The 13,361-nt window shown below is 65.4% G+C and carries 15 protein-coding genes; 14 read left to right on the forward strand and 1 reads right to left on the reverse strand.

The genetic code is table 11. The features are described 5' to 3' along the window. Positions 1–16 precede the first annotated feature (16 nt). From yajC to V6X73_RS04530, 4 genes are all read left to right on the forward strand, one after another. Positions 17–394 carry a preprotein translocase subunit YajC gene (gene yajC / locus V6X73_RS04515; protein ID WP_367958799.1) on the forward strand — a complete coding sequence of 126 codons (378 nt, stop codon included), beginning with the start codon at positions 17–19 and terminating at the stop codon, positions 392–394. Between the two features lie 6 nt (positions 395–400). Beyond that, positions 401–2,257: a protein translocase subunit SecD gene (gene secD / locus V6X73_RS04520; protein WP_367958797.1), complete on the forward strand. Its 1,857-nt coding sequence runs from the start codon at positions 401–403 to the stop codon at positions 2,255–2,257. Between the two features lie 12 nt (positions 2,258–2,269). Then, positions 2,270–3,205, forward strand: a complete 936-nt coding sequence (gene secF / locus V6X73_RS04525; protein WP_367958796.1) for a protein translocase subunit SecF — start codon at positions 2,270–2,272, stop codon at positions 3,203–3,205. Between the two features lie 76 nt (positions 3,206–3,281). Next, positions 3,282–4,094, forward strand: coding sequence for a UDP-2,3-diacylglucosamine diphosphatase (locus V6X73_RS04530; protein ID WP_367958795.1), 813 nt, complete (start codon positions 3,282–3,284; stop codon positions 4,092–4,094). Here the strand turns inward: V6X73_RS04530 and V6X73_RS04535 are convergent, their stop codons facing one another. Continuing rightward, a complete protein-coding gene (locus V6X73_RS04535) occupies positions 4,095–4,892 on the reverse strand; it encodes an inositol monophosphatase family protein (protein ID WP_367958794.1) in 798 nt (265 codons plus the stop codon). A 93-nt stretch (positions 4,893–4,985) separates the two neighbouring features. On the opposite strand from V6X73_RS04535, the gene V6X73_RS04540 reads away from it, so the two are divergent. The 10 genes from V6X73_RS04540 to hisS all read left to right on the forward strand — a co-directional run bounded on the left by V6X73_RS04540 (position 4,986) and on the right by hisS (position 13,353). After that, a complete protein-coding gene (locus tag V6X73_RS04540; RefSeq protein WP_367958793.1) occupies positions 4,986–5,714 on the forward strand; it encodes an RNA methyltransferase in 729 nt (242 codons plus the stop codon). Between the two features lie 80 nt (positions 5,715–5,794). Beyond that, positions 5,795–6,592 carry a serine O-acetyltransferase gene (gene cysE, locus V6X73_RS04545; protein WP_367958792.1) on the forward strand — a complete coding sequence of 266 codons (798 nt, stop codon included), beginning with the start codon at positions 5,795–5,797 and terminating at the stop codon, positions 6,590–6,592. Next, positions 6,592–7,815: a cysteine desulfurase family protein gene (locus tag V6X73_RS04550; protein ID WP_367958791.1), complete on the forward strand. Its 1,224-nt coding sequence runs from the start codon at positions 6,592–6,594 to the stop codon at positions 7,813–7,815. Before cysE ends, V6X73_RS04550 begins: the two co-directional genes overlap by 1 nt. A 4-nt stretch (positions 7,816–7,819) precedes the next feature. Next, positions 7,820–8,194, forward strand: a complete 375-nt coding sequence (locus tag V6X73_RS04555) for a hypothetical protein (protein WP_367958790.1) — start codon at positions 7,820–7,822, stop codon at positions 8,192–8,194. Next, positions 8,191–8,517, forward strand: a complete 327-nt coding sequence (locus V6X73_RS04560) for a HesB/IscA family protein (protein ID WP_367958789.1) — start codon at positions 8,191–8,193, stop codon at positions 8,515–8,517. Before V6X73_RS04555 ends, V6X73_RS04560 begins: the two co-directional genes overlap by 4 nt. 129 nt (positions 8,518–8,646) lie before the next feature. Beyond that, positions 8,647–9,075 (forward strand): nucleoside-diphosphate kinase, encoded by a 429-nt coding sequence (gene ndk, locus V6X73_RS04565; protein ID WP_367958787.1) that lies wholly within the window; start codon positions 8,647–8,649, stop codon positions 9,073–9,075. Next, a complete protein-coding gene (gene rlmN, locus V6X73_RS04570; protein WP_367958786.1) occupies positions 9,053–10,177 on the forward strand; it encodes a 23S rRNA (adenine(2503)-C(2))-methyltransferase RlmN in 1,125 nt (374 codons plus the stop codon). Before ndk ends, rlmN begins: the two co-directional genes overlap by 23 nt. Beyond that, positions 10,177–10,917 carry a type IV pilus biogenesis/stability protein PilW gene (gene pilW / locus V6X73_RS04575; protein ID WP_367958785.1) on the forward strand — a complete coding sequence of 247 codons (741 nt, stop codon included), beginning with the start codon at positions 10,177–10,179 and terminating at the stop codon, positions 10,915–10,917. Before rlmN ends, pilW begins: the two co-directional genes overlap by 1 nt. A gap of 5 nt (positions 10,918–10,922) precedes the next feature. Continuing rightward, on the forward strand, positions 10,923–12,056 hold the full coding sequence (locus V6X73_RS04580; protein ID WP_367958784.1) for a RodZ domain-containing protein: 1,134 nt from the start codon (positions 10,923–10,925) through the stop codon (positions 12,054–12,056). 7 nt (positions 12,057–12,063) lie between these two features. Continuing rightward, a complete protein-coding gene (gene hisS / locus V6X73_RS04585; protein ID WP_367958783.1) occupies positions 12,064–13,353 on the forward strand; it encodes a histidine--tRNA ligase in 1,290 nt (429 codons plus the stop codon). The last annotated feature ends 8 nt before the right edge of the window (positions 13,354–13,361 follow it).

Below are 13,361 nucleotides of genomic sequence, written 5' to 3' on the forward strand. Positions count from 1 at the left end.
ACCGAGGGAGATCGACATGGACTTTTTCATCAGTGATGCCCTGGCCCAGGGGGGCGAACCCGCCGCCGGGCTGACCGGGCTGATATTCCCGATCGCGCTGATCGTGATCTTTTATTTTCTGCTCATCCGCCCGCAGCAAAAGCGCGCCAAAGAGCACAAGAAGCTCGTCGAAAACCTGGCCAAGGGTGATGAGGTGCTCACCACCGGCGGGATCGTCGGGCGGATCACCGAGGTGGGTGACAGTTTTGCCAACCTGGCACTGACCGATGGCCTGGAGGTGCGGCTGCAAAAGAGCGCGGTGGCCCAGGTGCTGCCCAAGGGCTCGATGAAGGGCGGGCTGGACAAGGCCGATGCCGGCAAGGAAGGCAAGGACGAGAAAAAGGCCGACAAGTAGGCTTTCATGAACCAAAACCCCCTGTGGAAATACCTGCTGCTGGTGGTGGTCATTGCCACCGGCTGTCTTTATGCCCTGCCCAATGTCTTTGGGCAGGATCCGGCATTGCAGGTCACAACCGCCGATGGCGAGGCACCGTCGCCGGCGGATCGCGAGCGGATCGACGAACTGCTCGCCGATCGGGAGATCGCCGTGCGCGGCCGCGAGGCCGGCGAAGATCGCTACCTCCTGCGGCTTGGCAGTACCGATGCCCAGGTCCGGGCCGCGGACGAACTGGCCGTCGCCCTGGGCCGGGACTATACCGTCGCACTCAATCTGGCGCCGGCCACACCGGCGTGGCTGCGGGCGCTGGGCGGGCAGCCCATGTACCTGGGGCTGGATCTGCGCGGCGGCGTGCACTTTCTCATGCAGATCGACATGGCGGCGGTCATCGAGCAGACCCGCGAGCGCTACCGCGACGAGTTTCGGCGCCTGCTCCGCGAGGCGGACCTTCGCTACCGTGATGTCAGCCTCGAGGCCGATGGGGTGTATCTGACCTTTGCCGATGCCGCCACACGCACACAGGCGCAGGCGTTGCTGGCAGACGAATACATCGAACTTGATCTCGAACCGGTGGCCGACAGCAACCCGCCGCGGCTGGCCGCCAGGCTGACCGACGAAGAGCGGCGCGAGGCCCAGGATTTTGCCGTCGAGCAGAATATGACCACCCTGCGCAACCGCGTCAACGAACTAGGCGTGGCCGAACCGGTGATCCAGCGTCAGGGTCGCGACCGGATCGTTGTTCAGCTGCCGGGTGTCCAGGACACCGCCCGTGCCAAGGACATCATCGGTGCCACCGCGACCCTCGAGTTCCGCATGGTTGATCAGGGCAATTTCCCGTATTTCGGCGACGGCGACGATCCAATCCCGCCGGGCACCGAGCGCTTTCCCGAACGCGGGGGCGGGTTCGTGCTGCTCGAGCGCAATGTCATTATCACCGGCGAGGCCATCACCGATGCCCAGTCCGGACTGGATACCCAGACCGGGCAGCCGCAGGTCAATATCCGCCTGAGCGGCAGCGGTGGCCGGGTCATGAATGAGGTCACCGGCGGTCGGGTGGGCGATCACATGGCGGTGGTCTTCAAAGAGACAGAGATCCAGGCACGGCGAGTCGATGGTGAGATCGTCCGCGAGCAGGTCGAGGTTGAAGAGGTCATCAACATTGCCCGCATCCAGGAGCAGCTCGGCAGTCGTTTTCGGATCACCGGACTGGAGAGTTCGCGCGAGGCCCGCAACCTGGCGCTTCTGTTGCGGGCCGGGTCGCTGGCCGCGCCCATGCAGATCGTCGAAGAGCGGACCGTCGGCCCCAGCCTCGGTCAGGAGAACATCAACCAGGGGTTCATGGCGGTGGTGCTGGGGTTTGTCCTGGTGGTGCTTTTCATGGCCGTCTACTACAAGGTCTTTGGCTTGATCGCCAATCTGGCGCTTCTGGTCAATCTGGTGCTGGTGATCGCCGCGCTGTCGCTTTTGCAGGCAACCCTCACCCTGCCGGGCATTGCCGGCATCGTGCTGACCGTGGGCATGGCGGTGGACGCCAATGTGCTGATCTACGAGCGGATCCGCGAGGAGCTGCGCGCCGGCTCGAGCACCCAACAGGCCATCGAAGGGGGGTATGGCAAGGCGTTTTCGACCATTGCAGATGCCAATGTGACCACCCTGATCGCCGCGGTCGTGCTGTTCGCCTTCGGGACCGGTCCGATCAAGGGGTTTGCGGTCACGCTATCGCTTGGCATCGTCAGTTCCATGTTTACCGCCATTCTGGGGACACGGGTTCTGGTCAATCTCATCTACGGTGGCCGTCGCGGTGTCCGGCTGGCGATCTAGGGACGAGGCAGAGTGGATTTTTTCAAACGCGAAACTCGTATCGATTTCATGGCCCACCGCCTCTGGGCGGCGCTGCTGACCTTTGCCCTGATCGCACTCGCCGTGGGGCTTTTGAGCCTGCGGGGACTGAACTTCGGGCTCGATTTCACCGGCGGCACGCTGGTCGAGGTGGGTTACAGCCAGGCGGTCGAGCTCGATCGCATCCGCAGCGCCCTCGAGGCGGGCGGGTATTCGGATGCGGTGGTACAGAACTTTGGCACGGCCCGAGATGTGCTGATTCGCCTGGCCCCGGATGCGGGCGAGGGCGATGCGCTCAGCAATGCCGTGCTGGAGGTGCTTCGGGCCGATAACGCCGATGCCGAGCTGCGCCGGGTCGAGTTTGTCGGCCCCCAGGTGGGCGAGGAGCTTACCGAAAAGGGCGGTCTGGCACTGCTCTATGCCCTGGCGGGGATCCTGATCTATGTCGCCTTTCGCTTTGAATACCGGTTTGCCATCGGCGCGGTCGCCGCGGTGGTCCACGATGTGGTGATTACCCTTGGCATATTCGCGGGGATCGGCATGACCTTCGATCTGACTGTGCTCGCGGCGCTGCTGGCGGTGATCGGCTACTCGCTCAATGACACGATCGTGGTGTTCGACCGCATTCGCGAGAACTTTATCCGCATGCGCAAGGGCTCGGCGGTGGAAGTGACCAACCGCTCCATCAACCAGATGCTGCCGCGCACAGTGGTCACCAGTCTGACCACGCTGTTGGTGCTGCTGGCGCTCTTTCTGGTCGGCGGCGAACTCATCCGCGGATTTGCCCTGGCGCTGATCATCGGTGTGGTAGTCGGCACCTATTCATCCATCTACGTCGCCGGGTCGGCGGCGCTGGCTCTGGGTGTCAGCAAAGAAGACCTCATACCGCCGCCCAAGGAGGGAGAGGATGCGGAGGATGAACGACCCTGATCCCGGATCCCGGCGTCACAAGGCTTTCATAAACCCGGCGTACCTTACGGAGAAACCTGGCTACGGGGAACCTGGCATGACCGATGTCCAGCTGCTCAAACCACTCCGCTACCGCAGTATCTTTATCTCCGACACCCATCTTGGCTTTCGCGGCGCCCGTGCCGACTTTCTGCTCGATTTTCTCGAGAGTGTCGAATGCGAGACCCTGTATCTGGTGGGCGACATCATCGATATCTGGGAGATGCGCCGGCGAGGGCTGCGCTGGCCGGACAGCCACAATGCCGTCATCCAGAATATCCTCAACCGGGCGCGCAACGGCACACGGGTGGTCTATATTCCCGGCAACCACGACGAGATGATGCGTGACTACGCCGGCATGTCCATCGAGGGGGTGGATATCCGGCTGCGCGCCATCCACGCCTGTGCCGATGGCCGGCGGCTGCTGGTGCTGCATGGCGATGAATTCGACACGGTTGTCCAGTGCAGCCGACTGGTCGCGATGCTGGGCAATCGCATGTACGCCTGGCTGATCCGGGCCAACCACTGGATCAATCGGGTGCGTCAGGCGTTCAACCGCCCCTACTGGTCGCTGGCGGCGCACCTGAAACAGCGCACCAAAAACGTCATGCAGTACATCGCCAACTACGAGGAGGCCCTGGTCCACGAGGCCCGGCAAGCCGGCGTCGATGGACTGGTCTGTGGCCATATCCACCATGCCGAGATCACCCAGCGCGATGACATCCTTTATTGCAATGATGGGGACTGGGTCGAGAGCTGCACTTGCCTGGTCGAATCTCACCAGGGCCATCTGGAGCTGCTGCGCTGGAGCGATGTCCGCGAGACGCTGAAGACCACCGCCGATGCGGCGGCGTCCCGGCGTGTGGCCTGATCAGGCGCGGATTCCCTCGACCCGGTGGGGGGCGATGGTGCGCACCAGATCCGCAAAGACCTTGGGGCTGCCGGCGACGATGTTGCCGGTCTCCAGATAGCGATCGCCGCCGGCGAAATCACCGACAATGCCGCCGGCCTCGCGCACCATCAATGCACCGGCGGCCATGTCCCAGGGGGCCAGGCCGGGTTCGTAGAATCCATCCAGGCGGCCACAGGCCACATAGGCCAGATCCAGGGCCGCCGAGCCGGTCCGGCGCAGATCGCCGGCGCGGCGAAAGATATCGCCAAACATCCCCAGATAGGGGGTGTGCAGCGCTTCAAAGCGGGTCGGAAAACCGGTGCCGATCAGGGCGTTGTCGATGCCCGGCCGCTGCGCCACCCGCACCCGGCGGCCTTCGAAAGTGCAGCCACCGCCGCGTCGGGCCGTCCAGAGCTCTTGCTGGATCGGGTCGTAGATAACCCCCACCTCCAGCGCACCGCGATGGCGCAGGGCGATGGACACGGCAAAGTGCGGGAATCCGCGCAGGTAGTTGAGCGTCCCGTCCAGCGGATCCACCACCCAGACATGATCGGCGCTGTCATCGCCGCCGCCTTCTTCGCCGAGGATGCCGTGATCAGGATAGGCCTGCGAGAGGATGGCGCGAATCTCGTCTTCGGCCATTCGATCCACATCGCTGACAAAATCATTGCGGCCCTTGTCCCGGATCTCGATCCGGTCCAGCCGGTCGATGTGACGGACAATGATATTCCCGGCGCTGCGAGCGGCGCGCACGGCAACGTTGATCATCGGATGCATGCAGTGAGTCCTGAACCGGCGGATGACAACCCGCCACCTGTCGTCGAATTGATTAAACCGGCATGATAACAGCAAACACAAGGAGCGCATTTTTTGACCGACCCAAAGGCCGTTGATTGCCGGTTCACGCTGGTGGGCACGACGCATCCGGGCAACATCGGCGCCGCCGCGCGGGCGATGAAAACCATGGGGCTCGAGGGCCTTGACCTTGTCTCGCCCGATTGTCGCGTCGATGAAAACACCCGTGCCATGGCTGCCAGCGCCTACGATGTGGTCGAGCAGGGTGGATGGTTCGATGACCTGCCCGCCGCCCTGGCCGACCGCGCCCTGGTGCTGGGCCTGACCGCCCGTCCCCGGCGCGACGGTGTCCCGGCATTGACACCGCGGCAGGCCGCTGCGCTGGTGGTGGCCGAGTCGGTGCCCACGGCCGTGCTTTTTGGCCGCGAGCGCACCGGCCTGACCAATGATGAGCTCGCCAGCTGCCAGCGTCTGGTGCATATCCCGGCCAACCCCGACTATCCCTCGCTCAACCTCGCCGCTGCGGTGCAGTTGATGGCCTACGAGCTGTGGCTGGCGCGACTCGATGCGACAGCCGGTCAGTCCGCGGGGCGGGTCGATGGCGATGCCGCGCCGCCGGCCACGGGCGCCCATCTCGAGGGGCTTCACCAGACCCTGGCCCGGGCGGTCGAGGTCAGTGGCTATTCGGCCACCGCACCCCGGGCGGTCCTGCTGCGGCGTTTGCGCAATCTGTTCAACCGGGCGCGTCCCAGCGCCGATGAGGTGGATCTGCTGCGGGGCCTTTTCAAGCGGCTTTTGCCCTGATGCTGTGGTTGTCGGCTGTGACGCGGGCGTATACTGGTCGGCCATCACAGCAATAGCCGGGTTGGCGGCGATAGACGGTTATGTTCCAGCGACTGCGTGAAGATATCGGCTGCGTTTTCGATCGCGATCCGGCGGCCCGCAACCATTTTGAGGTGCTGACCAGTTATCCCGGGGTCCATGCGCTTTTGATGCATCGGATCAACCACTGGTTGTGGACCCACCGGCTGCGTTGGCTGGCCCGGTTCTTCGCCCTGATCGCACGTCTGCTCACCGGCATCGAAATCCATCCGGCGGCCCGGCTCGGGCGGCGGTTTTTCATCGACCATGGCCTTGGCGTGGTCATCGGCGAGACCGCCGAGGTCGGTGATGACTGCACCCTGTATCAGGGCGTCACGCTGGGCGGGACGAGCTGGCAGGCCGGCAAGCGCCACCCGACGCTGGGTGACGATGTGGTCGTCGGTGCCGGGGCTAAGGTCCTGGGGCCGATCAGCGTGGGCGCTGGCGCGCGCATTGGCTCCAATGCGGTGGTGGTCAAGGATGTGCCCGAGCATGCCACCATGGTCGGCATCCCGGCGCGGGTGGCGCGGATCGCCTCCGAGGCGCCTCCTGCCACCGAGGCGGATCAGCGACGGGCCGAGACCGCGCGACGGATCGGGTTCGAGGCCTATGGCGCTACCCAGGACATGCCCGATCCGGTGGCCAACGCCATCAACTCCATCCTCGATCATGTCCACCACACCGATGCCAGGCTCGAAGAGATGTGCGCAGCCTTAAGGGCCCTTGGCGGCGAGGTCAGCGACAGCCGGATTCCCGAGCTGCAGGGCTGTGGCATGGACGATGAGCCCGGTGAGGGACGGTCCTCGTCGGCGGAGTCCTGATGGATCGGCCCCGGCCCTATCTGGACTACGCGGCCACCACGCCCCTCGACCCCCGGGTGCACGCCGCGATGATGGCTTGTTACGACGCCCGAGGGCTCGTGGCCAATCCGGCCAGTCCCCACCGGGCCGGCGCCCTTGCCGGCGAGGTCATCGACCGCGCCACTGAGGCAATCCGCGACTATCTGGGGGATCCGCACTGGCAGGTGGTCTGGACCAGCGGGGCGACCGAGGCCGATAACCTCGCCATCCTGGGAACCGCCGAGGCGCTGGCGCAACGCCGTCGAGGTCGTGATCGGATACTGATCACTGCCACCGAGCATGCGGCGGTCACCATGGCGGCCCGGGCGGCCAGCCGTCATGGCTTTGCAATCGAGCGTCTGCCGGTGGATGCCATGGGAAGGCTGACCCCCGAGGCATTGGCCGATGCCCTGGATGAGCGGGTGGCGCTGGTGTCCATCGCCCCGGTGAACAACGAAACCGGGGTCCTTCAGGCCATGCCGGCGCTCGCGCCAATGGTTCACGACGCCGGCGCTCTGCTGCATCTGGATGCGGCACAGTCGGGGGGTCGGGTGGATGCAGCGGCGGCCGCCTATGACCAGGCCGACATGGTTTCTTTGTCCGGGCACAAGTTCTACGGACCCAAGGGCATCGGCGCGCTCTGCCTTCGCCCGTCGGTACGGGTCGCGCCGCAACTCCACGGCGGGGGTCAGCAGCAGGGGATGCGTTCGGGCACATTGCCGGTGCCGCTGATCGCGGGGCTGGGTGAGGCCTTTCGGCTGGCGGATGATGCCGCCGAGCGGGATCGTCAATGGTCGCTGCGGGACAGTCTGCTGGCTGGGTTGGCGCCGCTCGGCGGTGTGGTGCTCAACACCCCGGCCGAGGCGTCGCCCCACATCCTGAGCGTGAGCTTTGCCGGGGTCCACGGCGCGGCGTTGCGCGCCCACCTTGACGGGCTCGACGTCGGCTTTGGGTCGGCATGCAGCAGCCACGAGGGGGCTTCGTCGGTGTTGCGGGCCATGCAACGGCCGGAGCCCCTTGCCCACGCCACGCTGCGCCTCAGTCTCGGGCGCTTTACCGACGGTAGCGATATCACTCAGGTCATCGAGCGCGTGGGTGAGACCGTTGACCGGCTGCGCCGGGTCTCGCCGGTGTGGCGGGCCCTTGCCCGGGGGCAGGACATCGGCGCGCTGTATTCGACAACAACCCCGCTCGAGGTGGCTTGAATCCATGGTGGTTGCATTGGATCATCGTGATCAGACGGGACTCGGCGCGCCGTCGGACCCAACCGGCTGGGTCAGCGGATCCGCCGGCCGCATCAAGGATGATTGTCAGGCGGTGTGCTGGTTGCGATCGTCCCGGGGGGTGATTCGCGCCGCCCGGTTCGAGGTGTTTGCCGGCGCCGATGCGCTGAGGGCGGCCGGATGGCTGGCCCGCTGGCTCGAGGGCCGGGACATCCGCGATGCGCGGGCAGTCACCGGTCACTGGCTGGCGCAATCCGCGGCAATGGATGCCGAATCCCGTGCCGAGGCACTTTGCCTTGAGGATGCATTGCAGGCGGCACTCGCCGCGTTGCCCGATGAAGGAGGTGGATGCAGCTCATGACCATCGAACTGACAAACCGCGCCGCGGCGCATATCCGGCGGTCGCTCGAGCAGCACGGCAGTGGCCTGGGGCTTCGACTGGGTGTCAAGCCGTCGGGATGCAGTGGGTTTATGTATACCGTCGAGTATGCCGAGCAGATCAGCGATGACGACACCCTGATCGAGCAGCACGGGGTATCCGTTGTCATCGACCCCAAAAGCCTGCCCTTTCTCGACGGCATGGAGGTTGACTTTATCCGCGAGGGGCTCAACGAGCGCTTTGAGTTTCGCAACCCCAACGTGACCGCTGAATGCGGCTGCGGCGAGAGTTTCGCCATTCAGTAATTTGCCGCTGCCAGGCCATCCCGGTAGACTTCTCGCCGGTTTTTGATCGAGGCCCACAGCGCCCGGCGCGTGGGTCTTTGTGTTTTTCTCAGCCGGGCCCGCGTCCGGTTGCAAACGGGAGAATGGGGAATGGCCACCGAGCGTACGCTTTCCATCGTCAAGCCGGACGCTGTCGCCGGCAATCACATCGGCGAGATCTATCGTCGTTTCGAGACCGCCGGATTGCGCATCATCGCCGCCCGGATGCTGCATCTCAGCCAGGAGCAGGCCGAGGCCTTCTATGCGGTGCACAGTGAGCGGCCTTTCTTCGGCGATCTGGTCAAGTTCATGACCTCGGGGCCGGTGATGGTTCAGGTGCTCGAAGGCGAGGAGGCGATCCGCAAGAACCGCGAGATCATGGGTGCCACCAATCCCGCCGAGGCGGCCGCCGGAACCATCCGGCACGATCTGGCGGAGACGGTGGATGCCAATGCGGTCCACGGGTCCGATGCACTGGAAACGGCCCGGGAGGAGATCGGCTTTTTCTTTGATGACGATGAGCTCCACAGCCGCCACTGATCCAGGTGCCGCCCCCGCCGGCGGCGTCGAACTGCTGGGCCTCGACGAGTCGGGGCTGCAGCGGCTTTTCGCCGAGCTCGGCGAGAAACCTTTTCGCAGCAAGCAGCTGCGTCAGTGGTTGCACCAGCGTCAGGTCTTTGACCCCGAGGCCATGACCGACCTGGCCAAAAGCCTGCGCGGCAAGCTCCAGGCAATGGCCGAGATCCGGCTGCCCCAGCCCATCTTCGATCGCGAGTCCGAGGACGGTACGCGCAAATGGCTGCTGGCACTGGGCAGCGGCAATGCGGTGGAGACCGTCTATATCCCCGAGCGGGGGCGGGGGACGTTGTGCGTCTCCTCACAGGTCGGCTGCGCGCTGGATTGCGGGTTCTGCTCGACCGGCAAGCAGGGGTTCAACCGCAACCTTTCCGCCGCCGAAATCATCGGTCAGCTCCACTATGCACGCCAGGCGCTCGAGGCAGAGGGCCGGGGCCGGCGCGTGACCAACGTGGTCCTCATGGGCATGGGTGAGCCCCTGGCCAACTTCAACAACGTGGTGGCCGCCACCAATCTGATGGTCGACCCCTACGCCTGGGGGTTGTCACGGCGACGGGTGACTATATCGACGGTGGGGCTGGTGCCCGCGCTCTACCGGCTGGCCGATGCCAGTCACGTTAGCCTGGCCGTATCGCTGCACGCACCCAATGACGCGCTCCGTGACGAGATCGTCCCGATCAATCAAAAGTACCCGCTGCGCGAACTCTTGCCCGCCTGTGAGAATTACATCGCGCAGACGCCCCATCACTGTATCTACTGGGAATACGTCATGCTCGATGGGGTCAATGATCGCGATTGCCATGCCGAAGAGTTGATCGAGCGGCTGGACGGTATCCCCTCGAAGATCAACCTGATCCCTTTCAACCCCTTTCCGGGGACCCGGTACAGCGCCTCGCCGCGGCCGCGGATCCTGGCGTTTGCCGACAAGCTCCAGAAAGCCGGATTCATCACCACCATCCGGCGGACCCGGGGGCAGGATATCGATGGCGCCTGTGGACAGCTGGTTGGACAGGTGATCAACCGGCGCAACCGCGGCAAAAAGAGTAAGCAATCTCCGGCGGTGTGATGGGGCGGCTTGCTGGGGCGCTGTTGATCGTCACTCTCGCGGGTTGCTCGGTCACAGCAACCGGCCCGCTTGATGCCGACGAGCTCCGCGAGGCGGCGCGCATCAACGCCGAAATCGCCACCCATCACCTCGACAACGGCAATCTGGCCCGGGCGAGGCAGAAGATCGACCGTGCCCTCGAGCAGGATCCGGCACTGGTGGATGCGCATCTGGTCGCCGCCGCCATCGACCTCGAGCTGGATCGCGAGGCAAGCGCCGGGCGGCATTATCAAAAGGCCCTGCGGCTTGAACAGGACAACCCCAGGGTCCTGAACAACTACGCGGCCTATCTATGTCGGCGCGATCAGCGCCAGCGCGCGCTGGACCTCTGGGAGCTGGCGGCGGCCGACCGGCTCTACGATCAACGCGCCATGGCACTGACCAATGCCGGACGCTGCCTTGCCGACGCCGGCGCATGGTCATCGGCGGCTGGCTACTGGCGTCGGGCGTTGCGTATCGATGGGGGCTTTGCGCCGGCCCTGCGGGGGATGAGCGAGTACCAGCTTGAGACCGGGCAGGTTGATGCCGCAGCCCGCTGGTTTTCGCGCTACACTGCCGCCGGGAAGGAAAGCCCATCGATGCTCTGGCTGGGGGTGCGGATTGCCAGGGCGGCGAACGATGCGGACCGTCTGTCGCGGCTGACGCGGCGGCTGAGGGAGCGTTTTCCCGCATCCGAGCAGGCCGCACGCTTGATGGAGTGACCGCCATGGGCGAACAGGACAAAACGCTGGATCGAAACGCAGCCGCTATGTCGGGGCCCGGTGTCAGTCTGCGCGATGAGCGGCTGCGCCGGCAGTTGAGTGTCGAGCAGATTGCCCAGGCGCTGCATCTGGATCAGGCCACCATTACCCGACTCGAGGCCGATGACTACAGCGCGTTGCCGCCACTGACCTTTGTTCGGGGCTACCTTCGCGCCTACGCACAGTGGATCGAACTCGATGCGGATGATCTGGTGCGACGCCTCGATGCGATGGGCCTTGCCGAGGACAGCGCCCCGCTCAGGGCGCATGCCGGCATGACGGGGACGAGCACCAGGCGTCCGCGCCCGGCCGGCCGCACACCCGGTGTTGTGGTGTTGGCGGCGCTGCTGATCGCCGGTCTGGGGGTGGTGGGCGCCGGCGCCTGGTATCTGACCGACCGGGGGCTGGCGGTGCCCTGGCTGAGCGATATGACCGAAGGCGTTGACAATGCGCAGCGCGGCGAGCCGTCGGATGCGGGTGAGAATACCGCCACCACCACGCAGGCCAACCGCCCGCCCGAGGCGAGCGACGCCGAGGCGTCCTCCGATGAGGCGCCGGCGCCGATCGAGTCGTCCGAGTCGATCGAGACAGCTGAGCCTATCGAGGCGCTCGAATCGACCGACTCATCCGAGCCGACCGAGTCGTCTGAGCCCACCAACGCCGACGCCACCGTCGATGAGTCGCCCGGACCGCTCGAGACGCCTGCGGCAGCGCCATCACAGGATGGCGAGGCCATGGCATCCACCGGCGACGCGGCCGGGACGGCATCCAACGCTGACACCGCTGGAACCGCATCAAGCGCCGCGGCCACGGCCGAATCGGCGCCAACGCCGGAGGTCGCCGCCGGGACGGCAGAGCAACAGGCCATCGAACTGACCTACACCGGTGACTCGTGGATGGAAATCCGCGATGACCGCGGCGAGCGGCTTTTGTTTGGCATGGCGCGTCCGGGCACGGCGCGGGTGGCGGGTAAACCGCCGTTCGATGTCGTGGTGGGCAATACCGATCATGTCACCCTTCGCTATCAGGGAGAGGTCGTCAATCTGGAGGCGTATGCCCGGCAGAAGGTCGCCCGTTTTACCCTGGGCTCGGACGAATGAGGGCAGCTTGAGCGAGACCATTCAGAATATTCGCGGCTTTGGCGACATCCTGCCGACCGAGGCGCCGGCCTGGGGATTCGTCGAGGCGGCTTTTAGCCACGAGCTCGAACGCGACGGCTTTGACCGGATCCGCTTGCCGATTGTCGAGAAAACCGCGCTGTTCGCCCGCTCCATCGGCGAGGTGACCGACATTGTCGAGAAGGAGATGTATACCTTCAGCGACCGCAATGGGGACAGCCTGACCCTGCGGCCGGAGGGCACCGCCGGATGTGTGCGGGCCGGCATCCAGCGGGGGTTGCTGCACAATGCCACGCCGCGGCTCTGGTACATGGGCCCGATGTTTCGCCACGAGCGCCCGCAGAAGGGCCGCTATCGGCAGTTCCACCAAATCGGTGCCGAGGTCTTCGGCCTCACCGGTCCGGATATCGACGCCGAGCTCATCCTCATGTCCGGGCGCATCCTCCGCCGGCTTGGCCTCGACGGGGTGCGGCTCGAGCTCAACAACCTCGGCAGCCCGGCAGCCCGGGCCGATTACCGCCAGGCACTGGTGGAACATTTCCTCGCCCACGAGTCGGCCCTCGACGAAGACGCCCGGCGCCGGCTCGAGAGCAACCCGCTTCGGATCTTGGACAGCAAAAACCCGGCCATGGAGCCGGTCGTGGCCACCGCTCCGGATTTGCTCGACTACCTCGACGCCGAGTCACAGGCCCATTTCGATCGCCTCAAGGCCATACTCGATGCCGCCGGACAGCCTTACCGGATTAACAGCCGCCTGGTGCGGGGGCTGGATTATTACGGGGGCACGGTGTTCGAGTGGATCAGCGATGATCTTGGCGCGCAGGGCACGGTGCTGGCTGGCGGTCGCTATGACGGGCTGGTCGAGATGATCGGCGGCCGACCGACACCGGCCATCGGCTTTGCTGCCGGGCTGGAGCGGCTGGTCGCTTTAGTCGAGGCGCTTGGCAATGTGCCCCCCGGGCCATCGCCCCATGCCTATCTCGTGGTCCCCGATGCCGAGGGCATGCCGGAGAGCCTGGCCCTTGCAGAACGGCTGCGGCACCAGCACGCTCGGTTGCGATTGCAGGTGCACATGGGCGGGGGGTCGGTGAAAAGCCAGCTGCGGCGTGCCGATCGCAGCGGCGCGGCACTGGCACTGATACACGGCGCTGCTGAGCGCGCCGCCGGGACGATGACCATCAAGGACATGCGTGGCCATCGTGAGCAGACCACGGTTGCAGTGGATCGGTTGTCGGCAACGCTGGAAGACTGGCTTGCCGATGGATTGAACCGCCTTTAGGGAACAGG

Origin of the sequence: Spiribacter pallidus, from assembly GCF_040838495.1 — a bacterium.
Taxonomy (GTDB): Bacteria; Pseudomonadota; Gammaproteobacteria; order Nitrococcales; family Nitrococcaceae; genus Spiribacter; species Spiribacter pallidus.

What these genes read in the sequence shown, in the direction of transcription:
- V6X73_RS04550 (WP_367958791.1), top strand. Translation starts at nt 6,592, where the DNA reads ATGGATCGGCCCCGGCCCTATCTGGACTACGCGGCCACCACGCCCCTC.
- V6X73_RS04535 (WP_367958794.1), bottom strand. Translation starts at nt 4,892, where the DNA reads ATGCATCCGATGATCAACGTTGCCGTGCGCGCCGCTCGCAGCGCCGGG.
- cysE (WP_367958792.1), top strand. Translation starts at nt 5,795, where the DNA reads ATGTTCCAGCGACTGCGTGAAGATATCGGCTGCGTTTTCGATCGCGAT.
- V6X73_RS04560 (WP_367958789.1), top strand. Translation starts at nt 8,191, where the DNA reads ATGACCATCGAACTGACAAACCGCGCCGCGGCGCATATCCGGCGGTCG.
- secD (WP_367958797.1), top strand. Translation starts at nt 401, where the DNA reads ATGAACCAAAACCCCCTGTGGAAATACCTGCTGCTGGTGGTGGTCATT.
- V6X73_RS04580 (WP_367958784.1), top strand. Translation starts at nt 10,923, where the DNA reads ATGGGCGAACAGGACAAAACGCTGGATCGAAACGCAGCCGCTATGTCG.
- V6X73_RS04530 (WP_367958795.1), top strand. Translation starts at nt 3,282, where the DNA reads ATGACCGATGTCCAGCTGCTCAAACCACTCCGCTACCGCAGTATCTTT.
- V6X73_RS04555 (WP_367958790.1), top strand. Translation starts at nt 7,820, where the DNA reads ATGGTGGTTGCATTGGATCATCGTGATCAGACGGGACTCGGCGCGCCG.
- pilW (WP_367958785.1), top strand. Translation starts at nt 10,177, where the DNA reads ATGGGGCGGCTTGCTGGGGCGCTGTTGATCGTCACTCTCGCGGGTTGC.
- rlmN (WP_367958786.1), top strand. Translation starts at nt 9,053, where the DNA reads ATGAGCTCCACAGCCGCCACTGATCCAGGTGCCGCCCCCGCCGGCGGC.
- ndk (WP_367958787.1), top strand. Translation starts at nt 8,647, where the DNA reads ATGGCCACCGAGCGTACGCTTTCCATCGTCAAGCCGGACGCTGTCGCC.
- yajC (WP_367958799.1), top strand. Translation starts at nt 17, where the DNA reads ATGGACTTTTTCATCAGTGATGCCCTGGCCCAGGGGGGCGAACCCGCC.